At 68.1% G+C, this 26,991-nt stretch carries 30 protein-coding genes and 3 tRNA genes; 16 read left to right on the top strand and 17 right to left on the bottom strand.

Translation table 11 applies throughout. The annotated features are described in order from the left end of the window. The first annotated feature begins 126 nt into the window (after window positions 1-126). From AAIB33_RS16415 to AAIB33_RS16405, 3 genes are all read left to right on the top strand, one after another. Window positions 127-768, top strand: coding sequence for a GntR family transcriptional regulator (locus AAIB33_RS16415; protein ID WP_345801028.1), 642 nt, complete (start codon window positions 127-129; stop codon window positions 766-768). 40 nt (window positions 769-808) lie between these two features. After that, window positions 809-1,300 carry a GNAT family N-acetyltransferase gene (locus AAIB33_RS16410; protein WP_345801027.1) on the top strand — a complete coding sequence of 164 codons (492 nt, stop codon included), beginning with the start codon at window positions 809-811 and terminating at the stop codon, window positions 1,298-1,300. Between the two features lie 387 nt (window positions 1,301-1,687). Then, the gene (locus tag AAIB33_RS16405; protein ID WP_345801026.1) at window positions 1,688-2,905 is read left to right on the top strand and encodes a tyrosine-type recombinase/integrase; all 1,218 of its coding nucleotides are present in this window, start codon (window positions 1,688-1,690) and stop codon (window positions 2,903-2,905) included. 291 nt (window positions 2,906-3,196) lie between these two features. On the opposite strand, the gene AAIB33_RS16400 is transcribed toward AAIB33_RS16405, so the two are convergent. The 8 genes from AAIB33_RS16400 to AAIB33_RS16365 form a co-directional block, all read right to left on the bottom strand. Then, complete coding sequence (locus AAIB33_RS16400; RefSeq protein ID WP_345801025.1) at window positions 3,197-4,366, bottom strand: Fic family protein; 1,170 nt, start codon at window positions 4,364-4,366, stop codon at window positions 3,197-3,199. A 184-nt stretch (window positions 4,367-4,550) separates the two neighbouring features. Continuing rightward, on the bottom strand, window positions 4,551-4,853 hold the full coding sequence (locus AAIB33_RS16395) for a hypothetical protein (RefSeq protein ID WP_345801024.1): 303 nt from the start codon (window positions 4,851-4,853) through the stop codon (window positions 4,551-4,553). Window positions 4,854-4,864: 11 nt separating this feature from the next. Then, on the bottom strand, window positions 4,865-5,950 hold the full coding sequence (locus AAIB33_RS16390; protein WP_345801023.1) for a hypothetical protein: 1,086 nt from the start codon (window positions 5,948-5,950) through the stop codon (window positions 4,865-4,867). 727 nt (window positions 5,951-6,677) lie between these two features. Then, entirely contained in the window at window positions 6,678-7,463 is a 786-nt protein-coding gene (locus AAIB33_RS16385) for a hypothetical protein (protein WP_345801022.1), read from the bottom strand. Between the two features lie 101 nt (window positions 7,464-7,564). Beyond that, a complete protein-coding gene (locus tag AAIB33_RS16380) occupies window positions 7,565-7,921 on the bottom strand; it encodes a hypothetical protein (RefSeq protein WP_345801021.1) in 357 nt (118 codons plus the stop codon). Next, complete coding sequence (locus tag AAIB33_RS16375; protein ID WP_345801020.1) at window positions 7,918-8,157, bottom strand: hypothetical protein; 240 nt, start codon at window positions 8,155-8,157, stop codon at window positions 7,918-7,920. Before AAIB33_RS16375 ends, AAIB33_RS16380 begins: the two co-directional genes overlap by 4 nt. 577 nt (window positions 8,158-8,734) lie before the next feature. Then, window positions 8,735-8,890, bottom strand: coding sequence for a hypothetical protein (locus AAIB33_RS16370; RefSeq protein WP_345801019.1), 156 nt, complete (start codon window positions 8,888-8,890; stop codon window positions 8,735-8,737). A gap of 295 nt (window positions 8,891-9,185) precedes the next feature. Further along, on the bottom strand, window positions 9,186-9,386 hold the full coding sequence (locus AAIB33_RS16365; RefSeq protein ID WP_345801018.1) for a helix-turn-helix domain-containing protein: 201 nt from the start codon (window positions 9,384-9,386) through the stop codon (window positions 9,186-9,188). Window positions 9,387-9,501: 115 nt separating this feature from the next. Here AAIB33_RS16365 and AAIB33_RS16360 point away from each other — a divergent pair, with 115 nt between their 5' ends. Beyond that, window positions 9,502-10,083 carry a hypothetical protein gene (locus AAIB33_RS16360; RefSeq protein WP_345801017.1) on the top strand — a complete coding sequence of 194 codons (582 nt, stop codon included), beginning with the start codon at window positions 9,502-9,504 and terminating at the stop codon, window positions 10,081-10,083. Next, window positions 10,080-11,300: a tyrosine-type recombinase/integrase gene (locus AAIB33_RS16355; protein ID WP_345801016.1), complete on the top strand. Its 1,221-nt coding sequence runs from the start codon at window positions 10,080-10,082 to the stop codon at window positions 11,298-11,300. Before AAIB33_RS16360 ends, AAIB33_RS16355 begins: the two co-directional genes overlap by 4 nt. Window positions 11,301-11,389: 89 nt before the next feature. Here AAIB33_RS16355 and AAIB33_RS16350 read toward each other — a convergent pair. Next, window positions 11,390-11,473 (bottom strand) — tRNA-Leu (locus AAIB33_RS16350). 144 nt (window positions 11,474-11,617) lie between these two features. Between AAIB33_RS16350 and AAIB33_RS16345 the strand changes: the two genes are divergently transcribed. From AAIB33_RS16345 to pknB, 7 genes are all read left to right on the top strand, one after another. Further along, entirely contained in the window at window positions 11,618-12,364 is a 747-nt protein-coding gene (locus AAIB33_RS16345) for a DUF3662 and FHA domain-containing protein (protein ID WP_345801015.1), read from the top strand. Continuing rightward, complete coding sequence (locus tag AAIB33_RS16340; protein WP_345801014.1) at window positions 12,361-12,891, top strand: FHA domain-containing protein; 531 nt, start codon at window positions 12,361-12,363, stop codon at window positions 12,889-12,891. Before AAIB33_RS16345 ends, AAIB33_RS16340 begins: the two co-directional genes overlap by 4 nt. A gap of 19 nt (window positions 12,892-12,910) precedes the next feature. Beyond that, window positions 12,911-14,149 carry a PP2C family serine/threonine-protein phosphatase gene (locus AAIB33_RS16335; protein ID WP_345801013.1) on the top strand — a complete coding sequence of 413 codons (1,239 nt, stop codon included), beginning with the start codon at window positions 12,911-12,913 and terminating at the stop codon, window positions 14,147-14,149. Further along, the gene (locus AAIB33_RS16330) at window positions 14,146-15,549 is read left to right on the top strand and encodes an FtsW/RodA/SpoVE family cell cycle protein (protein ID WP_345801012.1); all 1,404 of its coding nucleotides are present in this window, start codon (window positions 14,146-14,148) and stop codon (window positions 15,547-15,549) included. Before AAIB33_RS16335 ends, AAIB33_RS16330 begins: the two co-directional genes overlap by 4 nt. Window positions 15,550-15,618: 69 nt before the next feature. Next, a complete protein-coding gene (locus AAIB33_RS16325; RefSeq protein ID WP_345801011.1) occupies window positions 15,619-17,079 on the top strand; it encodes a penicillin-binding transpeptidase domain-containing protein in 1,461 nt (486 codons plus the stop codon). Next, the gene (locus AAIB33_RS16320) at window positions 17,076-18,830 is read left to right on the top strand and encodes a serine/threonine-protein kinase (RefSeq protein ID WP_345801010.1); all 1,755 of its coding nucleotides are present in this window, start codon (window positions 17,076-17,078) and stop codon (window positions 18,828-18,830) included. The genes AAIB33_RS16325 and AAIB33_RS16320 overlap by 4 nt, the downstream gene beginning before the upstream one ends. 67 nt (window positions 18,831-18,897) lie before the next feature. Then, window positions 18,898-20,616: a Stk1 family PASTA domain-containing Ser/Thr kinase gene (gene pknB, locus AAIB33_RS16315; protein ID WP_345801009.1), complete on the top strand. Its 1,719-nt coding sequence runs from the start codon at window positions 18,898-18,900 to the stop codon at window positions 20,614-20,616. A gap of 55 nt (window positions 20,617-20,671) precedes the next feature. Here the strand turns inward: pknB and AAIB33_RS16310 are convergent, their stop codons facing one another. The 3 genes from AAIB33_RS16310 to AAIB33_RS16300 are packed head-to-tail and all read right to left on the bottom strand — an operon-like array spanning window position 20,672 to window position 22,256. Continuing rightward, window positions 20,672-21,310 (bottom strand): gamma-glutamyl-gamma-aminobutyrate hydrolase family protein, encoded by a 639-nt coding sequence (locus AAIB33_RS16310; protein WP_345801008.1) that lies wholly within the window; start codon window positions 21,308-21,310, stop codon window positions 20,672-20,674. Then, complete coding sequence (locus tag AAIB33_RS16305) at window positions 21,307-21,462, bottom strand: hypothetical protein (protein WP_345801007.1); 156 nt, start codon at window positions 21,460-21,462, stop codon at window positions 21,307-21,309. The genes AAIB33_RS16310 and AAIB33_RS16305 overlap by 4 nt, the downstream gene beginning before the upstream one ends. Beyond that, window positions 21,462-22,256, bottom strand: coding sequence for a class E sortase (locus AAIB33_RS16300; RefSeq protein WP_345801006.1), 795 nt, complete (start codon window positions 22,254-22,256; stop codon window positions 21,462-21,464). Before AAIB33_RS16300 ends, AAIB33_RS16305 begins: the two co-directional genes overlap by 1 nt. A 52-nt stretch (window positions 22,257-22,308) precedes the next feature. On the opposite strand from AAIB33_RS16300, the gene AAIB33_RS16295 reads away from it, so the two are divergent. Then, the gene (locus tag AAIB33_RS16295; RefSeq protein WP_345801005.1) at window positions 22,309-22,545 is read left to right on the top strand and encodes a cell division protein CrgA; all 237 of its coding nucleotides are present in this window, start codon (window positions 22,309-22,311) and stop codon (window positions 22,543-22,545) included. A 144-nt stretch (window positions 22,546-22,689) separates the two neighbouring features. Here the strand turns inward: AAIB33_RS16295 and AAIB33_RS16290 are convergent, their stop codons facing one another. After that, on the bottom strand, window positions 22,690-23,616 hold the full coding sequence (locus tag AAIB33_RS16290; protein WP_345801004.1) for a rhomboid family intramembrane serine protease: 927 nt from the start codon (window positions 23,614-23,616) through the stop codon (window positions 22,690-22,692). A 22-nt stretch (window positions 23,617-23,638) separates the two neighbouring features. Then, on the bottom strand, window positions 23,639-24,196 hold the full coding sequence (locus AAIB33_RS16285; RefSeq protein WP_345801003.1) for a peptidylprolyl isomerase: 558 nt from the start codon (window positions 24,194-24,196) through the stop codon (window positions 23,639-23,641). Between the two features lie 96 nt (window positions 24,197-24,292). Here AAIB33_RS16285 and AAIB33_RS16280 point away from each other — a divergent pair, with 96 nt between their 5' ends. Both AAIB33_RS16280 and AAIB33_RS16275 read left to right on the top strand, forming a co-directional pair. Then, the gene (locus AAIB33_RS16280; protein WP_345801002.1) at window positions 24,293-24,817 is read left to right on the top strand and encodes a DNA helicase; all 525 of its coding nucleotides are present in this window, start codon (window positions 24,293-24,295) and stop codon (window positions 24,815-24,817) included. Window positions 24,818-24,824: 7 nt separating this feature from the next. Next, a complete protein-coding gene (locus AAIB33_RS16275) occupies window positions 24,825-25,304 on the top strand; it encodes a YbaK/EbsC family protein (protein ID WP_345801001.1) in 480 nt (159 codons plus the stop codon). 6 nt (window positions 25,305-25,310) lie between these two features. Here AAIB33_RS16275 and AAIB33_RS16270 read toward each other — a convergent pair whose 3' ends face one another. The 3 genes from AAIB33_RS16270 to AAIB33_RS16260 all read right to left on the bottom strand — a co-directional run bounded on the left by AAIB33_RS16270 (window position 25,311) and on the right by AAIB33_RS16260 (window position 26,118). Continuing rightward, window positions 25,311-25,736: an NUDIX hydrolase gene (locus AAIB33_RS16270; protein ID WP_345801000.1), complete on the bottom strand. Its 426-nt coding sequence runs from the start codon at window positions 25,734-25,736 to the stop codon at window positions 25,311-25,313. A 220-nt stretch (window positions 25,737-25,956) separates the two neighbouring features. Continuing rightward, window positions 25,957-26,032 (bottom strand) — tRNA-Ala (locus AAIB33_RS16265). A gap of 12 nt (window positions 26,033-26,044) precedes the next feature. Continuing rightward, window positions 26,045-26,118, bottom strand: a tRNA-Ile gene (locus AAIB33_RS16260). A gap of 104 nt (window positions 26,119-26,222) precedes the next feature. On the opposite strand from AAIB33_RS16260, the gene AAIB33_RS16255 reads away from it, so the two are divergent. Next, window positions 26,223-26,936, top strand: coding sequence for a VIT family protein (locus AAIB33_RS16255; protein ID WP_345800999.1), 714 nt, complete (start codon window positions 26,223-26,225; stop codon window positions 26,934-26,936). Window positions 26,937-26,991: the final 55 nt, after the last annotated feature.

Genomic DNA, 26,991 nt, shown 5'->3' with positions numbered 1-26,991 from the left:
CGGATCCCCCCGGATAGGCCACGCAGAAGCGTGACAGCGCACACTCTACCGATATATCAGTCCTCCTTGAAGGTTCGAGGTCACCGACGTGCGGCCGCGTTCACCCGACGTACACTTGTGTCGCCCATGACCACCGTTCCGCTCATGCCCGTGGACCCGCGCGGCACCGTGCTCGGAGACGAGGTGTACGCCGCGATCGGCGAGGCGATCCTCGACGGACGCCTCAAGCCCGGCGAGCACCTTCGCGACCAAGAGCTCGCGCGGTGGCTCGGCGTCTCCCGGACCCCCGTGCGCGAGGCGCTGCAGCGACTCGAGCGAACGGGTCTCGTCGAGGTGGCGCCCAACCGCTACACGCGCGTCACGATGCCGGATCCCGGTCTCATCGGCGAGACGCACGAATTCGTCGTGCTGCTGCTGGGGAGCATCGTCCGCCTCGCGGCGGACCGGATCAGCGACGAGGAGCTCGACGACGTCCTCGGCCAGGTCGACCGCGTCATCGAGGCATCCCGTTCCGACGACCGCATGGGCATCATCGACGGGAGCGCGCGGCTCTTCGAGACCCTGACGCTCGCGGCGCGGAACCGGCCCTTCGTGCGGGTCATGCGCGAGGCCGAGCTCGTCATCCGCCGCAATCTCGCCGGCTGGCACCCGTACGTCGAGTGCCCCGTCCAGCGCAGCGCAGGCTACGAGGAGTTCCGGGCGGCCATGGTCGAGCGCGACGGCGAGCGCGCCGAGCGCGCGCTGCGTGCCCAGCACGGCCTGTCCTGACGCTTCCCCGCGTCCACGCGCCTTCGCTAGCGTGGGGCGCGTGGGCCACATCGAGCTGCGCGACCTCGACGACGACGACCTCGACGCCGTCTACGAGATGATGCGCGACCCCGAGGCGATCGCTCAGGCCGCGTTCACGGCGTCCGATCCCGACGACCGCGGCGCGTTCGACACGTGGATCGGGCGCGAGCGCGCATCGAGCGACGTCGACACCTTCGTCGTCACGGAGCGCGGCGGCTTCGCCGGCACGGCGGCCCTCTTCACCGTCGACGGCGACCGCGAGGTGACCTTCTGGATCGCGCGGCACGCATGGGGCCGCGGCGTCGCGACGGCCGCGCTGCGACTGCTCATCGCCCGCGAGCCGATCCGCCCTCTCTTCGCCCGCGCGTCGGCGGACAACGCCGCCTTCATCGCGGTGCTGGAGCGCTGCGGCTTCACCGAGGTGTCGCGCACGCCGTCGTTCGCTCCCGGAGTGGGGCGAGAGGTCGAAGTCGTCCTCTTCACCCTCGTGCCGACCCTGGACGGCATCTGACCTCTGCGCGAAAGAGAAGAAGGCCCCCCCGTGACCGGGGAGCCTTCTCTTTCGTGCGCGAGGGGGGAGTTGTCCCTACCGCCCACTCCACGCGCCGCTGGCGCGTCGCGCGGAGCCTCTGGCGGCAGGGGCCCGCCCCGGGGAGGTTCGCAGCAGCCCCTCGAACAGAAAACGACATCGGCCCCCGTAACCGGGGGCCGATGTCATTTCGTGCGCGAGGGGGGAGTTGAACTGTTCCCCCTGTGCGTGCATTGAGGTGCACACAGGGTCGCTCTTCCCTGTCAGGACAAGCCCTCGCGCGACTGGCGCATCTGTCGACGCACATCCAGATTCGACACCATGCAACGTCGGTGTTGCATGGCTCGTTGCATAGAGAAGGGAAGAACAATGAATCCGAACCCGCCCAGCACCAAGGGCATGTGGCATGGAGCGCGGTCACTTGATCCCACGACGGCGGCACGCTGGATCGACGCCCTTGATGCCTACCGGGCATCCCAGGAACGGCGCGTGAGCGAGGGGCTCGTGCGCACGCGCGTGAAGCACCTTCGCCGATTCGCTCTCTTCGCGGGGGTCTCACCGTGGCATGTGTCCGAGCGTCAGGTCGGTGAGTGGTTGCTCAGCATTGAGGGACTCGCCTCGTCGACCCAAACCTCGATGCGATCGGCGCTTCGAAGCTTCTACAGGTGGGGACTCGAAGCCGGCCGGGCCACGGCCGACCCGACCGAGACCGTCACCCATCAATCCCTGAAGCTCCCCGTACCGCCCCAGTGGGAAGAACCGATCATCGCGTTCGAGCGGCATCTGTGGTCGCGGGGGATGCAGCCAGAGACGGTGCGCGCGTGGGGCGAGCAGCTGCGCACCTTTGCGCGGGATCACGCGAGCCGTGGACCGTTCGAACTGACCGTCGATGACCTATTCGAGTGGATGGCCGGCAAGCGATGGGCGCGGGAGACCCGGCGAAACCGAAAGAGCCTGCTCCGCACGTTCTACGGCTGGGCCGTCGACACGGAGCGGATCACGGTGGAGGACGACCCGACGCAACGTCTGCCCAAGATCAAGGGTGCCGATCCGGTTGCGCGCCCGGCGACAGACGACGAATACGCCGGCGCACTCGCAGCCGCCGATGAACGCTGGACGCTCGCTCTGCGCCTCGCCGCGGAGTTGGGCATGCGGCGAGCCGAGGTTGCACGCGTGCACTCAAGCGACATCCGTCAAGACGCACGGGGTCAATGGACGCTCACGGTGCACGGGAAGGGCGCGAAGATCAGAGTCCTTCCGCTTCCTGAGTCGCTGAGCGTCGCCTTGCGGAGTCAACCGGTGGGCTATCTCTTCCCGGGCCGGATCGTCGAGAAGCAGGCGCACGTGGCGCGAGAGGGCCACCTCTCAGCGCGCTACATGGGCAAGCAGATCGCCGAGCTGCTCCCACCCGGGGTGACCATGCACACTCTCCGACACCGGTTCGCCACACGTGCCTACAACGTCGATCGAGACGTGCTTACGGTCCAGCGCTTACTCGGGCACGCCTCGCCTGCTACCACTCAGCGGTACGTGCGCGTGAGCGACGAGAAGATGCGCGCGCTTGTCGAGTCGGTGAGCGGCCGATGATGAGCGAGGATGAGAGGTCCCTGCTCGCTCGCCGGATCGATTGCCCCGTGCCGTGGTGCGAGGGCCGTTGGGTCAGCCACGGCGGCGATAGTCAAGGCCCAGAGGACTGGGAGCACACATCGGAGGGCGTCGAGCTGCCGCACGGCTTCGCGCTCTACCTGGCGCGGATCGGCGGCGCCCCGACGACTTACACGCTAGCGACGGATCGCCAATGCGTGATCGAGAGAGCCGATCCCGCTCAGCTGGCACGCGAGCTGCGCGACATTGCGGACGCCCTGGATGCCGGTCGTCCTAATGGAATGTGGGTGGAATAAAGGCTTCGATGATCTCGCGGCGTGCGCGGAATCGGCGATGCCCGACCTTGACGAACAGTCCGAGCTTGACCAGGTCGTTGAGGTCGCGGGCGGGTGTCCTCGGACCGGCAGTCGCGTACTGACGCGCTAGAGACGTCGAAAGATCGGTGAGCGCCTCCGGAGAAACCTCAGCGCCCGTGACCATCGTCAGAGCCACCTCTCGCTGACGATCGCGCGTCTGAGTCCTCGGCTGCTCCTTGAAGATTTGGTGGACGTAGCTCTCCCAGTGGATCAACACGTTCTCGCGACGGACCACCGCGATCTGCTCACGCAGTTCATCTACGAATCCTCGTGCGGCGTAGCGCACGAAGGCGCCGATGTCTTTCTGCGCGGCGTTGAGGGCAAGGTAGTACGCGTCGCGCGTCTTGTTGTAGTGGTCGGAGAGCAGATTAGTCGCGACAAGCGGGACGACCCCGGATTCCGACAAGATCTGGACCTCGACAAGTCGTGCGAGTCGGCCGTTGCCGTTGCCAAAGGGATGAATCCAAGCGATGTATAGATGCGAGAGCACAGCACTCAGGAAGGCATTGACGAAGCGATCTTCCTCGCGAGTGCGCATATCAAGCCCGTCTCGGAGCTCCTCAAGCCACCGCACAAATCGTTCCAGGAGATCGGGGACCTCCGTCCAATGCGGTGCCTTGTAGGTGCCAGCGACGACATCGTGCTCACGGATATGGCCGGGGACGACCTCCGGCTTGTCGGGGATGCCGTCGAGCACTTTGGCATTGAGGCTGCACAGACGGGCAACGTCGATTTGCGGGCGTTCTCCGAGTTGAAGCGCGGCGTCGAGCTCGCGGATGGCGCCCAAGACGTTCTGTACCTCTCGTTCGAGGTAGGTGCGCGATTCGGGGACGTCGGCGGACCCCTTGTCTACGATCTGTTGCACTTCGGTCGCCGAAAGAGTGTTCCCTTCGATGGCCGTCGTAGCCGCTACCCCGCGCGCGAGGTAGACGGACGCGAGGGACTTGGCCGCCTCCGGTTTGAGCGGTGCCCCTGCTAGATGCTGGCACTTGCTCATTGCTTCGCCCAGAAGCATCCAGATATCCGGGGAGAGGGTGCTGGGGTCAAACGAGAAGCTTAAGAACGGAAACCGGTCGGGGATAGCCACGAGTAGACGTTACGAAACATGCCCCAAAGTATCAAGCTATTTCGCTATTGGAGTATTTTTTCGACCATTTCTTAGTTCACATGCTCGATCATCTTCTCGTTCACACAGTGTCCCATGCTGAGCAGGCGAGGGCGACGTCCGCGCGGGGTTTCGGTCAGCGTCGCCGTACAGTTCTCGTCCGCGATCAGCTCTCTTGCCCGCCCTCCGCATCACCAAGTAGTCCCCTGAGATCGAAGATCACCTCTGCGATGTCGCGCCCGGTCGCCGCGGCCGCATACTCGATGGCGGTTACCGCAAGCCAGATGGCCGGTGCGACGAGAGGGCGAGAGTCAGGCGCGCGTTGGATCTTCGCCTCGCCCTCAGTCGTCCAGCCCGTCACGATCCAGATGGAACCCGCAAGACCGTAGGAGTCCGCCAGCACTGAGACGGTCCGGTGGTGGCCGCTGCTGGGCGGTTCGAGCGGGATCGCGTCCAGGAGCGCGGACACGGGGAGTGAGGTTACTGCCATGCTGTCTGCTGGGCCTTGTACTCGATGACCGCCTGCTTGCGAGGCGGCACGTAGTTCCTAACGGCAGTGTCGTCGGGGATGATCGGGACGACGATCGGTGCGGCTGCCTTCTCGCGGGCCTTGGCGTAGGCTTCCCAGCGTTGCTGGTCGGCGTCGCGAGTGCGCTGGATCTGGTCGCGCTCCTGCTCGCCCAGGGTTGCGGTGACGGACGCGGCGTCAGCGGCTTTGCGCTTGTTCTCATCGATCGCTTTCGCCTTCTCCTCGAGAAGGTCGATGCTCGCGTTGACGCCATTGGCCTCCTGCTGCTCGGCGAAGACCTGGGCGTCGTAGTTGTCGCGGAAGACGCCCTGTGTACGGAGGGCCTCCTGTTGCTTCTCCTTCTCGGCGGCGATCAGCTGCTGGTGCACCTGGTTGTAGATCTCGCCCTCGCCCGTGGCGAGTGCGATCGCGAAGTCGGTACGTGTGACGCCGGCTTGCTCGGCCGCATCGATTTCCGCCTTGTAGGCGTCATCCCAGAGGATGCGGTGTGCTTCGGCCTGGATCGCTGACGTGTCGAGGAACGCCTGTCCCTCGGTTGCGGCCTGCTGCCACATGTCGGCTGTCGAGTCCTTGATGCCCTGGATCTTCTCGTTCCACGCCTCAACGGCGGCCGTCGCGACACCGGCTATGGCACCGATTCCGACCGCGCCGACGATGCCGGCCGGGCCGAGGTTCGCGAGGGTCTCCTGTGCTACGTCCTGGATGTCTGTGAACTCGCCGGAGAAGCTTGCCGCGGCCTCCGCTCCTGACTGCCGCGCTTCGTCCTTGACGCTATCGAAGCCGTTCTTGGCAGAGTCGCCCGCCTTCCGGTACTCGGTTTCGATCGCGCGCGCGGTTCTTTTCGTCTCCTCGGCGAGGTCCTGTGTCAGCTTCTGCGCGTCGCGCATGCTCTGCTCAAGCTGATCCGGCCCCTTCGATCGGCCGAGTTCGATGAGCTCCTTCTGCGCGTCTTCGAGCGGCTTGATGATGCCGGAGTCGACGCCTTGCTTGAAGGCCTTGGTTTCGGAGGCGATGCCTACCTGGTAGCCGCCGGCCATCATGCACCCGCTTTCGTGGCGTTGGACGCTGTGGACATGGTGGGGTTTCCTTTCGGTTGGGCGTCAAGGTTGGCTTGACGCTGTTCTCTGCGGTACTTCTCGGCTTGCTTCCGCGCCCGGTAAGCGGCGCGGCCGTCCTCGGTCGCTGTCTGGCGGTTGTAGTGCGCGGCACTCCAGCGCCTCCGCTGCTCTCGCGCGTCCGCGTCGCTGAGCGGCTCCCCGTGGTCACGGAGGCGATGGCAGGCCCGGCAGAGCGCGTCGTAGTCGGCGGGGTCTGGTGACCACGTTCGCTGAATGCCGTGCACGTCGACCGTTGTTCGCTCCCGTGGTCCGCCTGGCCTGTACGCCCAGTGGTCGGCTTGTCGGGCCTTGCATCCGAGGCACGTCCAGGCGTCGGCGCGCCCGCGCGTTCGCCGCACGACAGCATGGGCGGACTGGAACGTGTTGGGCGCGCTGAGGCGGAATGGACGGCTGCGGAGTGCTGCGCGACTACCCTTCTTCCCTGCTTCCGACCGCATCGTCGCGGCACATGACGCGCAGAGCCGCGACGAGGCAACAATCACAGGCGACCCGCCGCACGTCGCACATGCGCCTGCGAGCCGTTCCGCCGTCCGCTCCTGTTCCCAACGCGAGCGGTAGCAGCGCCGGCATTCGCCGGTCTTGCGGATGAAGACCGGGGCACCGCAGGCACACACCATGGCCTCGGCCTCCTGTGGCGCCCCGGTGGTCACTTGCCGGCCTCGGTCAGGCCGGTGGCGCGAAGTTCGGCGAGGCGCTCCGCGACGAGCTGCGTGCGCGTCCGGCCGTCATCGGTGATCCTCTCGGCGGCGAGCTGCGCGACGTACTGCTGGTGCGCGATCACCCAGCAGGCTTCGCACGTGCGAATGTGCGGCGCGGGCGGATACTGGTTCGTTTGGTGGCTGGGAAGCAGCGTGCGCGGCTGGACTGCGCCGATCTGTGCATAGTCGCTCCGACCGCACCACGGGCACTCGTAGACGGCGGCGTACGCGGCGGCGTTCGCTTCATCCTGCTTCCGGTTGGCCATCATCTGCGCGGCGACACCGATCGCGACGTGGTGCTGATAGACCGCGATGCGCCGCGCTGGCTCCCGCATGATGTCGGCGGCGAGCTCCTTGAGACGTGCACGTCGTTCCTCGACGCGCACGTAGTGATCGGCGAAGAGGGAGTTGCGCGGGTTCCCCTCCTTCGGGCTACCGACGGGGAGGCCCAGCTGATCGCGCCCGTACCACTCTTCGATGTCGCGATCGGTCGGGCCCATGGGAGGGCGATCCGGCAATGGCCCTTCCGTGGCATCGAGGTATGCGGCGGCGACGGTAAGGGCGATGCCATGCATGCTGTCGGGTTCTGCGAAGGGGTCGGCTGCGGCGCCGGCCGCGAGCCCCTCGCTCCACAGGTCGTCGGGGATGCCACCGGGGCGGATGAGTTCGGGGTAGTCCGGGCGGTCAGGCGCGGGCGCGGGCGCGGTTGCTGCGCGTTTGGTGAGGATCGGCATTGCGGTTCCTTTCGGGGATTCGGCTCAGGGATTACGAGCGCTTGGTGTGTCGGTTTTCGGGGGGATACTTCACAGCCGGAGGCGAGAGGTGTGTGTGCTTCCTATAAAGAAAACCCTCCTTGATTGTGTGGATCCGCCGAAGAGCTTGGGGTTGTGACGGTCCGTCGCTTGCGGCGCACTCCCCGTTCGAGCAGGTACCGGGACACGAGCGACTTGCTCACGCCGAACCGGTCGGCGATGGCGTTGTTGGTCACGCCTGCGCGAGCGAGGCGCTCCCACTCGTCGACGTCATGCGTCGTCGTCGAGCGCGTTGTGTTCACTCGGATGGGTCGGGTCGGATCGAGGCTGGCGCGAAGGTGACTGACGATCACGTCGCGCGGCGTCGAGCCTCGTCGCTCAGCGATGCGTTCGAGCTGCGCGAGTGTGGCGCGATCGACGTGGATGACTATCGGGATCACGACTGCCGCCCCTCTCGCCGCTGCTGTATCTCTTTGGCCGACGCGAGGATGAGCGCCTCAAGGTGGTGGATCCCGATCTGCCGCACGTCCACACCCGCGATCTTCTTGGCGTACGGACAGTACGTCTCGTCGTTGATGCAGCCCTCCGCGCACGCGGCGTCGTCGCAGGCGCTCGGATGCCGGGATGCGCGACGCCGCGAATCGAGGTCGACGACATTCGTGAAGCTTCTGCTCATGCCGCCGCCTCGCGATCTTCGCTGACGTCCGACTTATCCACAGGGGCAAGTGAGGTGGTGCTGGGACTGGATGCCCTGTGTCCTGTCGTCTGGTCCTTGTGGTTCCTCAGTGGTTCCTTGGGGGTAGGAGTCCCGTACCCCTCAGGGGTAGAGATTCCGTACTGACTGGGGTAGGAATTCCGTACCGTGCCGGGGTAGGAATTCCGTACCCCTCGGCGCTTGCGATACTCGGCGGATCGCTGGGCGGCGGCGAGGTCGAGTGCGACAGCGAATTCGGCCCGCTGACCCGACTTGCCGGACTTCAGTCGCCGCACCGCCCCGACCGCGACCAGGCCCGCGACCGCGACCTTGACCGCTTGGAAGGCCGCGGCGCGCTCGGCGTTCGCCTCAGGTGCGCCTACGTCGGGAACGCGCCTACCGAGCGCGAGTGCGGATGATTCGCGGGAGTCGAAGTAGCGAGGGGGGTCATCTTCGTCGAGCGCTGTCACGGCCATGTGCACAAGGAGCCGGAACTCGTTGCCGCGCAATGGGACGTCGACCGCGAATGCGATCGCATGCTTGACGAGCCGTGCCCCCATCACGCGCCCCGTTCGCCCTCAGACTGGATGCCTTCCGCTATTGCGCCGATGACAATGAGCACGCCTAGTAGGGACAGGCCGTTGAAGCCGCCGCCGACAATGGTTGCGGCAACGAAGACGGCCAGCGACAGCGCGAGAAGTCGACCGGCGATCATTGCGCTGATTCCAATTCGCACAGCAGCTCGATGAGCTTTGCGCGGACAATGCTCGCGGTGTCCGATCCAGGCTGCTCGATCGCCGGAGCGACCTCAGGCGCGCTCGGCTCGATGTACTCAACAAGCCCAGTCCTCGGGATGACAACGCGCCGGCCTACTCGAACAGCGCGAATTGGGCCACCGTGGATCGAGAGCGCATTCGTCAGCGTCCGCGGGTCGACTCCGAGCAAGGCGGCGGCATCCCTAACAGTCACCACGGCTCTCGTGGACGCTCTGAGTTCCTCAATGGTCAGCATCACGACGCCTCCGCGACGACTGCGCGCTCTACGACGACAGAGGCGTCGACGAACGCGGTGAGGTCGGACTGGCGATAGAGAACCCGCTTACCGATGCGCACGAACCTGGGACCGCGCCGAGCGACACGCCACTGATTGAGCGCCGAGGGTGTCTGCCTCAGATACTCGGCGGCTTCGGCTGTCGTGAGCAGTTCGTCCATTCGCGCTCACTCCAATCTGTTTGTTTCGCGATTGTGCCTGATTGAAGTGATGCTACACCTATCTGACGACACCGCGATAGTTGCAGATGCGGTCTGTTGTGGATAACGTGTGCGTGTGAACGACGGCAAGGACGAAGCGGGACTGGACGAGGTGCTGCGGTCGCTCGCCGATGATCCGGGTCGGCTTGAACTCACGTCCTTCTACTCGGACGGTGCGCCGGCTTGGGTCGCTCCGGACCTCTGGATCGCCGCGCCGTCGCGTGCGGTGTCGCAACGCGGGTCATATCGCGTCGAGATCGTCGTTGATCGGATCGGAGAGTCGGTGGGCGTGACAGGGCTCACAGTCACGTCGTCCGAAGACGAGCGGATCGACTCCGATGCGCTCCGCGCGATCCACCTTCGCGCGCTCTTCACGGCGGCGACGCTCTCGGTCATTAACTGGTCGCCGAACGGCGTCTTTGACCGGAGGAATATCGCCAGCGTGCTCAACGATCTCCGGAGCGACGCACAGCCAACATCCGAAGGTCGCTACCGCTTGCCCGAAGGCGATGCGCTGCGGGGCCTCGTCGCGGTCGTGCGCGCCGCACGACTGATGGGTGCAGGGCCCGCCGCCCTGCTCCGGGATCAGCTGGGCCTGCCGTCAACGACCGCCCGATACTGGGTCGAGCGGATCAAGACTCACGGGGATCAGCCATGAGTCGCCGGCGCGGCGTAGGCTCGATCACGCCCTACACGACGAAGACCGGCCAGCGTTGGCGCTGGCAGTTGCGCGCGCCGATCGATCCCGAGCGGCCCGAGCTGGGTACGCGCCCGCAGGGCAAGGGCGGATATCGCACAGCGTCGGAGGCCGACGATGCTTTGCAGGATGCTCGACGCAAGCTCCGCGCTCATGGTCGGCTCGCCCAGCGCGGCACCCCCACGATCGGCGACTATGCCGAGGAGTGGCTGGCTTCGCTGACGCTCGAAGCGTCCACGATCGAGGGCTACCGGAAGATCGTTCGCAACCATGTCACCCCGCAGCTCGGATCGGTGAGGCTCGACAAGCTGACAGCGACGGCGCTGGCGAAGCACTACCGCGCGTTGGAGGATCACGGGCGCCGCGACAACAAGGCGCCCGGCGCCGGCCTCTCAGCCAATACCGTCCAGAAGGTGCACGTGCTCATCGGCGCGATGCTGAATGCCGCGCTCGACGACGGTCACGTGACCGTCAACGTTGCCAAGAAGCGGCGCACCGTGAAGGCGCCCACGGGCAAGCAGGTGCGGTCGCAGAAGCCCGAGATTCAGGTGTGGAGTGCGGCCGAGCTGCGCGCGTTCCTCGAGTGGTCGCAGGTTACCTATGCCGACGACTTCTATGCGCTCTGGCACGTGTACGCGTGGACGGGCATGCGCCGATCCGAAGCTCTCGCGCTGCGGTGGAGCGACGTCGACCTGAGCACGGGTCGCATCGCTGTGCGACGAGCGGCCGACACGACGGCGCGCGACACGATCAAGAGCACGAAGACCGGCCAGGCGCGGCCGATCGACATCGACCCGGAGACGGTCGACGTGCTGCGGCGCTGGAAGGCGACTCGGGGAAGCATCGCGCTCGCGCTCGCCCGGCCTGACGCCTACGTGTTCGGCGACTATGAGGGCCGGCTGCGCAAGCCCGACGACATCGGCCGACGCTGGGATCATCGCGTCGCGAAGGCTCGTGCGGCGCTCGGCGTCGACGAGTTGCCGCGCCTCACGCTCAAGGGCCTGCGCCACACGCACGCGACGCTGCTCCTTGAGCTCGGCGTGCACCCGAAGGTGGTTCAGGAGCGCCTCGGCCACTCCAACATCTCGACGACGATGAACATCTACAGCCACGTCACGCCGACGATGCAGCGGGACGCCGTTTCGCGGCTCGCTGGGCTGATCGGAGGCGCGTCGTGATCGGCGTTGTTGCACAGGTTGTTGCATCGCCCCAGATGCGAAACGACCCCCGCCTAGGAAATCCCAGGTCGGGGGCCGATTCTTCGCTGTGCGCGAGGGGGGAGTTGAACCCCCACGCCCTTTCGGGCACTGGCACCTGAAGCCAGCGCGTCTGCCTATTCCGCCACTCGCGCGAACCGGGCGCCGAGACGCCGCGGATCAACCTCCCGAGGATAACACGGAGCCCGCCGCGGCCCGAATCGGCTGGGGACGATCCACGGGCGTCCCAGGCTCAGTGACTAGCATGTACGCACCGGTCCGCCTGCCTGAGGAGTCTTGTGGGACTACTTGACAGCTTCGAGAAGGGGCTCGAGCGCGCAGTGAACAGCGCGTTCGCGAAAACCTTCCGCAGCGGCATCCAGCCTGTCGAAATCGCGTCTGCGCTGCGGAGCGAGCTCGACAAGAAGGCTGCCGTCGTGAGCCGCGACCGCATCCTGGCGCCGAACACGTTCACGGTGCGGCTCGCGCCCTCCGACGACGACAAGATGCGCACGATCGGCCCCGCGCTCGGCGACGAGCTCGACGCGCTCGTGCACAAGCACGCCAAGGCGCAGGGCTACAGCTTCGCCGGTCCCGTCACGATCACGATCGCGCGTGACGACCAGCTGGCCACCGGCACGCTCCGGGTCGACTCCTCGACGGCGCAGGGCACGGTGTCGTGGCGCGGCGTCGTCGACATCGAGGGGCGACGGCATCCGCTCGTGAAGTCGCGCACGGTGATCGGACGCGGGAGCGACGCCGACATCACGATCTCCGACGCCGGCACGAGCCGCAAGCACGTCGAGATCCTGTGGGACGGCGAGCGCGCGATGGTCCGCGACCTCGGCTCGACGAACGGCACGCTGCTCAACGGGCGCAAGGTCGGCGAGGCGGCGCTCACCCCCGACTCGACGGTGACGATCGGGCGCACCGACATCGTCTTCCGCGTCGTCGCGCAGGCGGCTCCGCCGACTCCGCCGAAGCCGCCGCTGCCGTCCGATGTGACGCGCGCGTTCGACCTCCGCGAGGGAGGGCCTCTGCCGTGAGCGAGCTCACGCTCCTCCTCCTGCGCATCGGCTTCCTCGTGCTGCTGTGGGCGTTCGTGTTCGCCGTCGTCTACTCGCTGCGGGCCGATCTCTTCGGCGTCAAGGTGCGCAGGATGCCGGAGCCCCAGGCCGCGGCGACGCCGGGGCCGACCTCGAGCTCGGCATCCGCCCCCACCGCCGCGGCTCCGTCCGTCAAGCCGGCGGCTGCCGTCAAGGGCGGCAAGGCGACGACGGCCACCGTCTCGCGCATCGTCATCACGAGCGGTCCGAAGACCGGCCTCGAGCTGCCGCTCGGGACGGAGCCGCTGACGATCGGGCGCTCGAGCGAGTCGGGCCTCGTCGTGCGCGACGACTACACCTCGAGCCATCACGCGCGGCTGCTCCTGTGGGGCGACCAGTGGATGATCCAGGACCTCGACTCGACCAACGGCACGTGGCATGACGGGGTGCGCGTCACGACGCCCGTCCCGGTGATCGTCGGCGCCCCGATCAAGGTCGGCGCCACGACGTTCGAGCTGCGGAAGTAAGCGGGCGGCCTCCCCTCACATGGTCTTCCAGGGCTCGAGCGCTGCGATCTCGCACACCGGCAAGGTGCGCTCCAACAACCAGGACTCCGGCTATGCCGGCTCGAACCTGTTCGTGGTCGCCGACGGCATGGGCGGGCACGCGGGCGGCGACGTCGCGTCGAGCCTGGCGATCGCGCGCCTCGAGGCCCTCGATCACCCCTACACGACGACGTCCGAGGCCGAGCTCGCCCTCCGCGACGCCATCTCGGATGCCGCCGGCGAACTGAGCGACACCGTCCGGATCCGGCCCGAGCTGGCCGGCATGGGCACGACCGTCAGCGCGCTCGTGATGGTCGACCAGTACGCCGTCATCGCCCACATCGGCGATTCGCGCATCTACCTGTACCGCGACGACACCCTCACCCAGATCACGACCGACCACACGTTCGTGCAGCGTCTCGTGGACTCGGGCCGCATCACGCCCGAGGAGGCCCGGTACCACCCGCGCCGCTCCGTGCTCATGCGCGTGCTCGGCGACATGGACACCGACCCCGAGGTCGACACGTTCATCATGCCGACGCAGCCGGGTGACCGCTGGCTGCTCTGCTCCGACGGGCTCTCGGGTGTCGTCGACGACCCGCACACGGCGAAGGCGCTCGCGCAGGGCCTGCCGCCGGGGCGGACGGCCGACATCCTCCTGAAGCACGCCCTCGACGGCGGGGCGCCCGACAACGTCACGATCGTCCTCGTCGACGTGGGCGGGCAGCATCCCGTGTTCTCCGGCACCGCCACGATCGTCGGGTCGGCCTCCAATCCCGTGGGCATCGAGGTGCCGGCCGCGCGGTCGGGCCGCTCGAGCTGGCTGCATCCCGTGCGCCAGGCCGCGAACGAGCCGACGCACTTCGAGCCGGCGCCCGAGTTCCTCGAGGAGCTCATCGAGGAGGACCGCCGCCGTGCGCGTCGCCGGCGTCTCGGCTGGATCGTGGGCGCCGCCCTCGCGGTCCTGCTGCTCGCCTTCGGCGCCTTCCTCGGGTACCAGTGGACCCAGACGCGCTACTTCGTCGGCGCCGACGAGGACAGCGTCGTGATCTACCGCGGCATCCAGCAGGACATCGGGCCGATCTCGCTTTCTACGCCCTATCAGGACACCGGCATCCCCCTCGACGATCTCACCGAGTTCACGCGCGCCGCCGTCGAGCAGACGATCTCGGCCGCCTCTCTGCAGGAGGCGCAGCGCATCGTCGCGAGCCTCGCCCAGCCGACGGGAGGGAGCGAATGAGCGCCACCACGCCACCGGCGGGAACCGCGGCGGTCTCCACCGACACCGCCGTCGTCCGGGCCCTCCGCCGCATCCGGGTTCCGCAGACGCAGCGCAACCGCGAGCTCGCACTGCTCGTCTTCGCCTTCGTGATCAACGGCGGCGCGATCGCGCTCGTGCAGCTCGGCGCGACCTCCGCGATCGACAGCACGTTCCTCGTCTACTGCGGCGGCCTGACGGCGCTCGTGATCGCCCTGCACATCGTGCTCCGACTGAGGGCACGGGATGCCGACCCCTTCGTCGTGCCGATCGCGACGCTGCTCACCGGCATCGGTCTCGCGATGATCTACCGCATCGACATCGCCCTCAAGCTGCACGGGTGGAATGCCGCCTCGACGCGTCAGCTCGCCTGGACCGCGATCGCGGTGATCGGCGCGATCGTGATCGTGATCTTCCTGCGCAACTATCGCGTGCTCTTCCGGTACACCTACATCGCCGGCCTCGTCGGCATCCTGCTGCTCCTGCTGCCGATCATTCCGGGCCTCGGTGCGGACGCGAACGCGGATGTCTGGGTCGACCTGGGGATCTTCTCGTTCCAGCCGGGCGAGCTCGCCAAGATCGCCCTGGCGATCTTCTTCGCGGGCTACCTCGTGCGCACCCGCGAGTCGCTCACCTCGGTGGGCACGAGGTTCCTCGGGATCACTTGGCCGCGCCCGCGTGAGCTCGGCCCGCTCCTCGTCATCTGGCTCGTCTCGCTCGCCATCATCGTGCTGCAGCGCGACCTCGGCACGGGCCTGCTCATCTTCGGCATGTTCGTCGCGATGCTCTACGTCGCGACCGGCAAGACGAGCTGGGTCGTGATCGGCGTCGGCCTCGCCGTCGCGGGCGCCTTCCTCGCCTCGCGCGTGCTGCCGTACGTGCAGGGACGGTTCACGAACTGGCTGGATGCCTTCAACCCCGCGGTGATCGACGCCAACGGCGGCAGCTACCAGCTGGTGCAGGGCATCTTCGGGCTCGCCCAGGGAGGGCTCATCGGCACGGGGCTGGGCCAGGGCCGCCCCTACCTGACCCCGCTGTCGCAGAGCGACTACATCCTCCCCAGCCTGGGCGAGGAGCTCGGGCTCATCGGAGTCTTCGCCATCCTGTGCCTCTACATGGTCTTCGCGAGCCGCGGCATCCGCATCGGCCTGGCAGGACACGACGACTTCGGCAAGCTCCTCGCGACGGGGCTGTCGTTCACGATCGCGCTGCAGGTGTTCATCATGGTCGGCGGCGTGACGCGCATCATCCCGCTGACGGGCCTCACGACCCCCTTCCTCGCTGCGGGCGGCTCGTCGCTCGTCGCGAACTGGCTCATCGTGGCGCTCCTCCTGCGCATCTCCGACGCCGTGCGCAGCCGGCCCCGGGTGGTGATCGGCTGACATGACCACCCTTCGACAAGCTCAGGGACCGGGTCGCGGCCGACGTCTGCTCGCGAGCGGAGGTGCGACGTGACCAAGGAGCTCAAGCGCCTCAGCATCCTGATGCTGATCATGTTCCTCGCGCTGTTCGCCTCGACGAGCTGGATCCAGGTCGTTCAGGCCGAGACCCTCGCCGAGAACCCGCGCAACACGCGGGCGCTGTACGACTCGTACCAGGTGCAGCGCGGATCGATCATCGCGAGCGGCGCCGCCATCGCGTCGTCGGTGCCGTCGAACGACGTCTACAGCTGGCAGCGCGTCTACACCGACGTCCCGATGTGGAGCCAGGTGACGGGCTGGATCAACCCGGCCCTCGGCTCGGCGACCGGCATCGAGCTCGAGATGAACCAGGTGCTGAGCGGAACGGCCGGCTCGCAGTTCCTCTCCCGCATCGAGCAGATCGTCACGGGTCAGCCGCAGCGCGGATCGAACGTCGTGCTGTCGCTGGATGCCACGGTGCAGAAGGCGGCGTTCGACGCGCTCGGGTCGCAGCAGGGTGCCGTCATCGCGATCGAGCCGTCCACGGGCAGGATCCTCGCGATGGTGTCGAGCCCGACGTTCGACGCGAACCTCCTCGCGAGCCACGACGTGAAGGCCGCCAACTCCTACTACGACGGACTCGACGCCGACCCCGCGCATCCCCTCTTCAACCGCTCGATCGGCGGCGACCTCAACCCGCCCGGCTCGACCTTCAAGCTCGTGGTGGCATCGGCCGCATTCGCGTCGGGCGACTACACGTCGCAGTCGACGCTGCCCAACCCCGCGTCGTACACGCTGCCGCAGTCGTCGAGCGTCGTCTACAACGCCTCGGGCGGCACGTGCGGTCCGGGCGAGACCGTCACGATCGCCGACGCGCTGCGGCTGAGCTGCAACATCCCGTTCGCGGAGCTCGCCGTGGAGCTGGGCGACACGGCGATCCGCGACGAGGCGGAGAAGTACGGCTTCAACCAGTCGTTCCAGCTGCCGCTCGTCTCGACGCCGTCGGGGTATCCGCGCACGATCCAGGATGACGCGCAGACGGCGCTCAGCGGGTTCGGGCAGGGTCAGGTCACCGCGACCCCGCTGCAGATGGCGATGGTCTCGGCGGGAATCGCCAACGGCGGCATGGTCATGAGCCCGCGGATGGTCGACAGTGTCATCGCGCCGGATCTCACGGTGCAGCAGACGTTCGACAACAAGGAGTTCGGCCGTGCGCTCGAGGCGAGCCTCGCCTCCGAGCTGACCTCCATGATGGTCGCGGATGTCAGTGACGGCGCGGCGTCGGGTGCAAGAATAGACGGCGTCGAAGTGGCCGGTAAGACCGGGACCGCGGAGAACGGAAGCACCAAGCCGTTCTCGCTGTGGTTCACCGGGTTCGCCCCTGCGGACGATCCGCAGGTCGCCGTGGCGGTGGTCGTGGAGAATGGCGGCGGGCAAGGGCAGTCGGGCAGCGGCAATACGATCGCGGCGCCCATCGCGAAGAAGGTCATGGAGGCGGTGCTGGGACGATGAGACCGACGCAGGGTGCGACCTTCGGCGGGCGCTACGAGCTGGATTCACGGATCGCGATCGGCGGCATGGGCGAGGTCTGGGAGGCCACCGACCATGTCATCGGGCGCACCGTCGCCATCAAGATCCTCAAAGACGAGTACATGGGCGACCCGGGGTTCCTCGAGCGCTTCCGCGCCGAGGCCCGCCACGCCGCGCTCGTCAACCACGAGGGCATCGCGAGCGTCTTCGACTACGGCGAGGAGAACGGCTCCGCCTTCCTCGTCATGGAGCTCGTCCCCGGCGAGGCCCTTTCGACGATCCTCGAACGCGACGGCTCGCTCTCGACCGACAAGACGCTCGACATCGTCGCGCAGACCTCTGCGGCGCTGCAGGCCGCGCACGCGGCTGGCCTCGTGCACCGCGACATCAAGCCGGGCAACCTCCTGATCACGCCCGACGGGCGCGTCAAGATCACCGACTTCGGCATCGCACGCATCGCCGACCAGGTGCCGTTGACGGCGACCGGGCAGGTCATGGGCACGGTGCAGTACCTCTCGCCCGAGCAGGCGTCGGGGCACCCGGCCTCCCCCGCGACCGACATCTACTCGCTCGGCATCGTCGCGTACGAGAGCCTCGCGGGAAAGCGCCCCTTCACGGGCGAGTCGCAGGTGGCGATCGCCATGGCGCAGATCAACGAGCAGCCTCCGCCGCTGCCGCCGACCGTCGCCGTGCCGGTGCAGAACCTCGTCATGGCGATGATCGCCAAGAAGCCGGAGGACCGCCCCGCCTCGGCGTCGGCCGTCGCACGCGCCGCGACCGCGCTCCGGCGAGGCGATGTGTCCGCCGCGGCCGCCGCCGTTCCCGCCATCGCGTCCGGTGTCGCCGTCGGCGACGACATGACGCAGCTGCTCGGCGCGACCGACACGTCGGCCGCGACGCGCCTGCTCCCCGGCGCAGGCGTCGTCACGAGCACGAGCACGATGACCGCCGTCGAGGACGAGCCGCAGAAGCGCAAGCGCAGCCCCTGGACGTGGCCGCTCATCGCCCTCATCGCGCTCCTCCTGCTCGTGCTGGGCGGCACGTTGTGGGCGATCTTCGCCAACAACGGCGATCCCGAACCCGCACCGACGACTCCCTCGGCGTCGCAGACGCAGTCCCAGACGCCGACCCCGACGCCGACGGTGACGCGCATCGACATCGACGCGCTGAATCTGAGCGGCCAGCAATGCGACGCCGCGAGCGCGGCCGCGAAGGCCGCCGGTGTGCAGTCCGTGTCGTGCGTCCCCGGCAATGCCGCGTCGACGGGCGACCAGGTCGGCGTCGTCTACCAGGTCGACCCCTCGGGCCGCATCGAGCCGACGACGCTCCTGACGCTGACGTACTACGCCGACCAGGTCGCGATGCCGCAGCCGGGAGCGCCGATCATCTCGACGACACCCGCCGTGACCGGCGAGACTGTCAACTTCACGTGGCCCGGGTACTCGTGCCCGTCGGGGTCCGGCTCGCCGAGCGCGTACAACTTCACCGTCGTGAACGGAACCTTCTCGTCGGGCGGTCAGAACGTCACCCAGATCTCCTTCGGCGGCAACGACCGGGACGGCGAGCTGACCGCGGGCCCCGCGGGACAGACGATCATCCTGACGTACACGGTCGATTGCACGGGCAACGGCGAGAAGCGCACTTCGGGCTCCTCATCGGAGGCGACGGCGCAGATCCAGCCTGCCGGCGGCTCTGACTCGACCCCGACCCCCGGAGCGGCTCCGACCCCCTGACCGGCAGCAGGGCCACGTCGGGCCCGTCCGTTAGGCTGGCAACTGTTCCACCCAGGGGAGATGACCGTTGACAGCTGAGCCGCGCGTGCTTTCGGGGCGCTATCGCGTCGACGAGCTCATCGGCCGAGGCGGTATGGCGAGTGTCTACCGCGGCTACGACCTGACGCTCGGCCGCGTCGTCGCCATCAAGGTCCTCAAGCGCGACCTCGCCGACGACAACGCGTTCCGCACCCGCTTCCGTCTCGAGGCGCAGGCGGCGTCCCGCATGTCGCATCCCGCCATCGTCCGCGTGTACGACGCCGGCGAGGACAGCGAGATGGGCGCCGACGGCACGGTGCGGCCGGTGCCGTTCATCGTCATGGAGCTCGTCAAGGGCAAGCTCCTGAAAGACGTGATCTCCGCCGGTCCGGTCCCGGTCGCGGATGCCGTGCGCTACGTCGACGGCATCCTCGAGGCGCTCGAGTACTCGCACCGCGCAGGTGTCGTGCACCGCGACATCAAGCCGGGCAACGTCATGGTGACCGACTCCGGTCAGGTCAAGGTCATGGACTTCGGCATCGCCCGCGCCGTGTCCGACTCGTCGTCGACCGTCGCCGAGACGACGCAGATCCTCGGCACGGCCGCGTATTTCTCGCCCGAGCAGGCCAAGGGCGAGCCGGTGGACGGGCGCGCCGACCTCTACTCGACCGGTGTCGTGCTCTACGAGCTGCTCTCCGGTCGCCAGCCTTTCCGGGGCGAATCTCCCGTCGCCGTGGCGTACCAGCACGTGAGCGAGACTCCCGTCGCGCCGTCCGAGATCAACGAGACCGTGCCCCGCTCGCTCGACGCCGTCGCCCTGCGGGCTCTCGCGAAGGACCCCTTCCAGCGGTATCAGGATGCCGCGTCCTTCCGTGAGGCGCTCGATGCGACGGTCGACGGCAAGGTGCCCTCCAAGCGCCAGCTGGGTGCGCTGACGAGCGAGCTGTACGGGCCGAACCCCCGGCAGGCCGCCGAGACCGCACGGTCGCTCCGCCAGCTCAGCACCGACACGACCATGAAGCGCACGCAGGCGGGCCCGCCCGTGGCATGGATCTGGGCCGGCGTCGCCGTGCTCGCGGTCCTGCTCATCTCGGTGCTCTTCTGGGTGCTGACGATCCGCCCCTCGAACCCGGTTCCCTCGACCTCGCGCATCGTGCCCGACGTCTCCGACATGACGTACGACCGGGCGAACCAGGTGCTCGAGGACGAGGATCTCCTCGCCTATCGCGTCGACGAGCCGAGCTCCGACGTCGCGGAGGGGAACGTCATCCGCACCGACCCCGACGCGGGAACCTCGGTCGCTCAGGGTCAGCAGGTGAAGGTGTACGTCTCGGAGGGCGTGCAGACCGCGACGATCCCGCCGCTCGAGGGGCTCAGCGAGGATGCGGCCCGGTCCGCGCTGCAGGATCTCGGGCTCTCCGTGGGCGCCGTGACTCCCCGCAACGACCCGGGTCTCGCGGCCGATACGGTCATCTCGGCCGACCCCGCCTCGAACAGCAGCGTGCCGCTCGGCACCGTCGTGAACCTCGTCGTCGCGACGGGCAACGTCACGATCGTCGACTACACGGGCTACACAGTGGATGCCGCGAAGGCCGCGCTCGAAGCGCCGACGATCGGCCTCACGGTGGAGACGCAGGAAGACACGACGTGTCCCGCGACGAGTCCGCCGACGGTGAAGCAGGGCGGGCAGTCCCTCGCTCCCGGTGACGTGCCCGTGCATTCGACCATCACCCTGACGTTCTGCTCGGGCCCTCCCGCGGCAGGTTGACGCCGGTTCAGCGCGGCAGGCTGACGCCCGTTCAGCGCCGAAGGCCGACGCCGGTTCAGCGACGCGGGCTCAGCGATGCACCGCGGGTCGCGGCATCCCGGATCCCGACCGTCTCGAGCCAATTGCCCAGCAGCCGGTAGCCCCCGTCGGTGAGCACGCTCTCGGGGTGGAACTGCACGCCCTCGATCGGCAGTGCGCGGTGCCGGACCCCCATGACGACCCCGCCGTCGGTGCGGCTCGTCACCTCGAGCGCGGCCGGAATCGTCTCGGGCTCGATCGCGAGCGAGTGGTAGCGCGTGGCGACGAACGGGTCGGGGAGCCCGGCGTAGAGCGCGCCTCCGTCGTGGTGCACGAGGGACGTGATGCCGTGCATGAGCTCGGGCGCCTGGTCGACCGCCGCGCCGAAGGCGACACCGATCGCCTGATGGCCGAGACAGACGCCGAGAAGAGGGATGCCGCGCTCAGCCGCCACGCCGACGACGGCGACGGACGCCCCCGCGCGCTCGGGCGTCCCTGGCCCGGGAGAGACGAGCACACCGTCATACCCGGCGATCGCGGAGGGTGCGTCGGTGACGGCATCGGCCTCGACCAGGGTCGTGCGCGCGCCCAGCTCGTGCAGGTAGCCCACGAGGGTGTGGACGAAGCTGTCGTGGTTGTCCACCACGAGGATGCCCCGCCCCGCCGCGTCGGTCACTCGACCGTGACCTCTTGCGGGTTCACGAACTGGCTCACCCAGGGGAACACGTAGAAGAAGAGCCCGTACAGGATCGCCGCGACGGCGATCAGGAGGATGATCGTCCGCACCCACCACGGGCCGGGCAGGATGCGCCAGAGCGCTGCGTACATCAGGCGGCTCCCGCCGTCAGCGAGGTCGGCGCACCGGCCGATCGCGGGGTGAACGAATCGAAGACGCTGTACGCCACGATCCGCTCCGCGAGCGAGTACATGGGGCTGCAGCTCGTCATCGTGAGATACCGGCCGTTCGCCGCCACGCCCGTCATCTGCGGCACGGGGAGGAGCACCTCGACCGCGCTCGGCTTGACGTACTCGAGCGTGCGGAACCGGTAGGTGTACCAGCCGTCCGGCGTCTCGATGACGATGGCGTCGCCGACGTGCAGGTCGGCGATGCGGTTGAACGGCTTGCCCCACGTCGTGCGATGCGCCGCGAGCGCGACATTGCCGACGTCGCCCGGCATCTGCGTACCCGGGTAGTGCCCGATGCCGATGGGGTCGAGCGTGTGGGCACGGGTGATGCCGCCGGCGATCGGCACGGCATAGTCCGCCCCGAACCGCGGGATGTGCATGGTGCCGAAGACCTGCGCGTCCTCGGGCTGGGGAAGGGCGATGGGATCGGCGGTCACGTCGGCCGGCGCGGGGGCGGGGGTGCTCGACTCGGACGACGACGGCGAGGGATGCTGCGCCTCGTACTCCTGCTGCCACGAGTCGCTGTACTCCTGGGCCTGTGCACTGCGCTCGGCGCCGTAGATCAGGTCGCCGACCCACATCTGCCATGCGACGTAGAGGAGAACGACGACGCCGGCCGTGATGAGGACCTCGCCGAGGACGCCGACGAACGAGGCGCGCCGACGCGGACGCGTGCGCGCACGCTCGCGCGGGGGCCCCCCGGATTCCTCATCCACAGGGGGATTTTAGTCAGCCAGTCCTAAAGAAGCCTGGCGGTAGACTGTCCGAATGGCACGATCTGGCAGAGACGAAGACCTCGTCGAGCGCAGCGAGGGCGAAGCCGCCCCGAATCCCGTCTGGTTCAAGCCCATCATGATCGGCTTGATGCTGCTCGGGCTCCTCTGGGTGCTCGTCTTCTACCTCAGCGGAATGCAGTACCCGATCCCCGGCATCGGACCGTGGAACCTCGTGATCGGCTTCGGCATCGCCTTCATCGGCTTCCTCATGACGACACGCTGGCGCTAGCCGCGGCATCCCTCATCTTCTCGGCCGAGACACGCACGTCGTGTCTCGGCCTTTTTTTTGTCATCCCGAGGGCTAATTACACGGGTGTGATTCATCCCCACCTGTGGACGAGCCTGTGGATAACTTGCCGAGCGGCGGGCCGGACTACCGGTAGAACAGCACCGGGATCGCGAGAAGTGCGAGGAGACCGACCGCCGTTCCGACGAGCAGCCAGATCTGCGCCGACCGCCGAGCGGCCGTGCGCGTGCGCGCGTAGATGAGTCCGACGAGCCCACCCGTGAGCAGGCCGCCGAGGTGGGCCTGCCACGACACGGCGATCGTTGCGAGCGCATCCGTGAAGGAGCCGCGCCCGATGCTGCTGATGAGCGCGATGGCGAACGGCCAGAAGAAGTTGATCGCGATGAGGATCGCGATCGTGCGGATATCCGCCCCGATATGCCGCCCGATCACCAGGAGAGCGCCGAAGAGGCCGAAGATCGCACCCGAGGCCCCGACGACCCACACGCCGGGTGCGAGCAGAGCGACGGCGACCGATCCGCCGAGTGCGCTCAGGAAGTAGAGCACGACGAACCGCCAGTGCCCCAGGAGCGGCTCCAGACTTCGCCCGATCAGATACAGGGCGAGCATGTTGAGCGCGATGTGCCAGAACCCGTCGTGAACGAAGGCGACAGTCAGCAGGCGCCAGGGCTGGAGGGGCGCCGGGCTCGTGGGATCGACGAAGAGGCTGTTGAAGGCGAGCCACGTCTCGACGAACTTGCCCGGGATCACGAGCTGCAGCACGAACACCACGGCCGTCGCGAGGATGATGCCGTACGTCGCGTAGGGACGCGAGTCCGACACCGTCACCGCGCGCGGCCGTGATGCCCAGCGCCGTTCGGCCTTGCGCTGGGCATCCGATCGCGCACTCTGCTGCTCGCGCATGCACTCGGGACAGATGACCCCGACAGGCGCCTGCGTCTGGCACTCGGCGCAGATGGTGCGCAGGCATCGCTGACAGAGCACGAAGCTCACGCGGTCAGGATGCCGGTAGCAGAAGTTGTCGCTGTTGCGACGGAACGCGTCCGTGGTCACGGGCGAGGGCGCAGCCGGGGTCTCAGGCGGCGGCGATGTCGATCGAGTCGATGACGACGGGCTCGATCGGACGGTCCCCCGCGGCGGTCGGCACCGCGCTGATCGCGTCGACGACCTGGCGCGACGCATCGTCGGCGACCTCGCCGAAGATCGTGTGCTTGCCCTGCAGCCACGGCGTGGGGTCGGTCGTGATGAAGAACTGCGAGCCGTTCGTGCCCTCGGGCTGGCCGGTGATGGCGTTGCGGCGGAGGCCGGCGTTCGCCATGGCGAGGAGGTAGGGCTTCTGGAACGTCAGCTCGGGGCTGATCTCGTCGTTGAAGGTGTACCCGGGGCCGCCGGTGCCGGTGCCCAGCGGGTCTCCGCCCTGGATCATGAAGCCGGGGATGATGCGGTGGAAGACGACGCCGTTGTAGAGGGGTCCGTCGCCCGGCTGGCCGGTCGAGGGGTCCTTCCACTCGCCGGTCCCGTCGGAGAGACCGACGAAGTTCTTCACCGTGCGAGGAGCGTGGTCTCCGAAGAGGTTGACGACGATGTCGCCGTGGTTGGTGTGCAGGGTCGCGACCGCGGTAGGCGTGGGCATGGGTACATTGTTCCAGGTTTCTGCGCAACCCCTCCCGGGCCAGGCCCTGTCTGGCAAGATGGGGAGGACCACACCCCCATCGACAGGGAGGGCCCCGTGAGCCTCAGCCGCAAGCGCAAGAAGGAACTCCGCAAGCTCCAGACCCAGGCGAACCGACTGTGGGAGTCGCAGCAGGTTCTCGTGGGCGAAGCCGCCACCGTGGCGAAGGAGGCGCGGCGCCAGCTCGGCAACTACAGCCGCGAGCAGCTCGTGCCGCAGGCCAAGGACACGTACGGCAAGTACGCCGCCCCGTATGTCGACAAGGGCATCTCGGTCTCGCGGCACCTGGTCAACGACAAGGTCGTTCCCGCCGCGGGTGCGGTCGTCGGATCGGCCCTGTCCGTATGGGATGCCGCGAACGACACGCGTTCGAAGTTCGCCTCCGGCCGCGGCTTCTCCTTCTCGCCGGCGCACCTTCCCGTGATCGAGCCGCCGAAGAAGAGCATCGGCGCCGGCGGCGTGATCGCCATCATCCTGGGCGTGGCCGCTGCCCTCGGCGTCGCGTACGCCGCGTGGCAGACGCTCCGCGCCGACGACGAGCTGTGGGTTGCCGACGACCCGCTGCGCGCGCCCGACGCCTGAACCGGGAGTGACCGACCCGACGTCGCGCGTCCGAGACGCGGCATCCGCTCGCGGACTCGACATCGAGATCCGCGAGCGCCCGGCGGCGAAGAGCCTTCCCGAGGCGGCCGAGCTTCTCGGCATCCCTCCCGCGAGGATCGTGAAGACGCTCGTCGTCAAACGGAGCGATGACACGTACCTCTTCGCGCTCGTTCCGGGTGATCGGGCGATCTCCTGGCCGAAGCTGCGCTCGGTCGTGGGTGTCAACAAGCTGCAGCTGCCCGACCCGGCCCGCGCGCTCGCGGCGACCGGGTACGAGCGCGGAACGATCGTGCCGATCGGCAGCGAGACCGAGTGGCCCGTGTTCGCCGACGAGCGCATCGTCGGCGAGCGCATCGCGATGGGCGCGGGAGCGCACGGCTACAGCCTCTTCGTGCAGGCCGACGACCTCATCGCCTCCTATGGTGCGACGGTGGCCGACATCTCCCAGGAGATCGAGGAGCGCTGAGTCGATTCAGCGCACACCGGCCATGCTGAGCGCGATGTCGACGAGTTTGACCCGCTGCAGGCCGTCTATCGATGCGAGCGGAAACCAGTCGGCGCGGTCGGTCGACCCGTCGACCTCGTTGCGCAGCCGCCCGCCCGTGACGCGCGCGCGATAGACGATGCGGAGCGCATGGAGGGGAGTCTCGCCGTTCCCCGAGACGCGTCGCGACGCGGGGATGACCCGGGAATGGATGCCGAGCAGCTCCTGGATCTCGACGCGGTAGCCCGTCTCCTCCTTGACCTCGCGGCGTGCGGCGCGTTCAGGGTCTTCCCCCGGCTCGAGACCGCCGCCCGGGAGGGTCCATGCGGCGCGGCGCCCCTCGATCCAGTGAGCGAGCAGCATCCCCCGTTCGTCGTCGACGATGATGGCGTAGGCCGCGACGCGCAGGTCCATGCTTCACCCTATCCACGTCGAAACCAGAAGCGGCCGGCGGCGGGGGCCCGGGCGTAGGTCTCGCACATGGTGGAGCCTAGGAGTCCCCGCTTCTCCACGCGCCGCTTCGCGTCGCGCGGAGCCTCTGCGGGGGCCCGTCGAACGCGGCTTCGCCGCCCGTTCGAATCGCTGTGCCCGTATATGTGCGAGAAGCCGACCCTTCGGGCCGGCTTCTCGCACATGGTGGAGCCTAGGAGATTCGAACTCCTGACATCCTGCTTGCAAAGCAGGCGCTCTACCAACTGAGCTAAGGCCCCGGGGCTGTGTTGTGGGGCTACCAGGACTTGAACCTGGGACCTCTTCATTATCAGTGAAGCGCTCTAACCGCCTGAGCTATAGCCCCGATCGTGCCGGCCCGTGAGCCGTCAACCTGCAAGACTTTACCGGACGCGCGCCGTTTTCACGAATCGAGCTCGCACTCCGGGCGTGTGGTGATTGACTGGGCGCGTGTCCGACGCATCGCATCTCGGAGAAGCCCACACCAACAGCATCGGCCAGCGGCTCAACTGGCTCCGCGCGGGTGTGCTCGGCGCCAACGACGGCATCGTCTCGGTGGCATCCCTCGTCGTCGGCGTCGCCGGTGCGACGACCGACACCCCTGCTCTGCTGCTCGCCGGCATCGCGGGTCTCGTGGGTGGCGCGATCTCGATGGCGCTCGGGGAGTACGTGTCGGTGAGCAGCCAGCGCGACTCCGAGCGCGCGCTGATCGCCAAGGAGCGGCGGGAGCTCGCCGAGATGCCGGACGAGGAGTTCGAGGAGCTGACGCAGCTCTATCGCGACCGCGGGCTCAGTGAAGCGACCGCCCGCCAGGTCGCCACCGAGCTCACCGCGCACGACGCGCTCGCGGCGCACCTGGAGGTCGAGCTGCACCTCGACCAGGACGATCTGGTCAACCCGTGGCACGCGGCGATCTCGTCCGCGATCTCATTCACGCTAGGTGCGCTGCTGCCGCTCCTGGCGATCCTCCTGCCGCCGCCGGCGTGGCGCGTGCCGGTCACCTTCGTCGCCGTGCTGATCGCCCTCGCGATCACCGGCTCCGTCTCGGCCCGCCTCGGCGGTGCGCGCCGCGGCCGCGCGGTCATCCGGCTCGTCATCGGCGGAGCGCTGGCCCTCGCGGTCACCTGGCTCATCGGCACCTGGCTCGGCACCACGGTGGCTTAGTCAGCTTCGCGCCGACGCAACAGCGCATTCGCGAGCGGCGGCCGGGGCGCGGCAT

The sequence above is a fragment of the Microbacterium sp. AZCO genome, from assembly GCF_039614715.1.
GTDB lineage: Bacteria > Actinomycetota > Actinomycetes > Actinomycetales > Microbacteriaceae > Microbacterium.
The sequence above is the reverse complement of the archived record's forward strand: the minus strand, read 5'-3'. Positions and strand labels throughout refer to the sequence as shown.

Coding starts and splice junctions, on each gene's coding strand:
- AAIB33_RS16390 (WP_345801023.1), bottom strand. CDS start 5,950: ATGGCCGGCGGCTACCAGGTAGGCATCGCCTCCGAAACCAAGGCCTTC.
- AAIB33_RS16320 (WP_345801010.1), top strand. CDS start 17,076: ATGAGACCGACGCAGGGTGCGACCTTCGGCGGGCGCTACGAGCTGGAT.
- AAIB33_RS16375 (WP_345801020.1), bottom strand. CDS start 8,157: ATGAGCAGAAGCTTCACGAATGTCGTCGACCTCGATTCGCGGCGTCGC.
- AAIB33_RS16370 (WP_345801019.1), bottom strand. CDS start 8,890: ATGATCGCCGGTCGACTTCTCGCGCTGTCGCTGGCCGTCTTCGTTGCC.
- AAIB33_RS16405 (WP_345801026.1), top strand. CDS start 1,688: ATGAATCCGAACCCGCCCAGCACCAAGGGCATGTGGCATGGAGCGCGG.
- AAIB33_RS16270 (WP_345801000.1), bottom strand. CDS start 25,736: ATGGACCTGCGCGTCGCGGCCTACGCCATCATCGTCGACGACGAACGG.
- AAIB33_RS16335 (WP_345801013.1), top strand. CDS start 12,911: ATGGTCTTCCAGGGCTCGAGCGCTGCGATCTCGCACACCGGCAAGGTG.
- AAIB33_RS16285 (WP_345801003.1), bottom strand. CDS start 24,196: ATGCCCACGCCTACCGCGGTCGCGACCCTGCACACCAACCACGGCGAC.
- AAIB33_RS16355 (WP_345801016.1), top strand. CDS start 10,080: ATGAGTCGCCGGCGCGGCGTAGGCTCGATCACGCCCTACACGACGAAG.
- AAIB33_RS16415 (WP_345801028.1), top strand. CDS start 127: ATGACCACCGTTCCGCTCATGCCCGTGGACCCGCGCGGCACCGTGCTC.
- AAIB33_RS16305 (WP_345801007.1), bottom strand. CDS start 21,462: ATGTACGCAGCGCTCTGGCGCATCCTGCCCGGCCCGTGGTGGGTGCGG.
- AAIB33_RS16365 (WP_345801018.1), bottom strand. CDS start 9,386: ATGGACGAACTGCTCACGACAGCCGAAGCCGCCGAGTATCTGAGGCAG.
- AAIB33_RS16385 (WP_345801022.1), bottom strand. CDS start 7,463: ATGCCGATCCTCACCAAACGCGCAGCAACCGCGCCCGCGCCCGCGCCT.
- AAIB33_RS16295 (WP_345801005.1), top strand. CDS start 22,309: ATGGCACGATCTGGCAGAGACGAAGACCTCGTCGAGCGCAGCGAGGGC.
- AAIB33_RS16330 (WP_345801012.1), top strand. CDS start 14,146: ATGAGCGCCACCACGCCACCGGCGGGAACCGCGGCGGTCTCCACCGAC.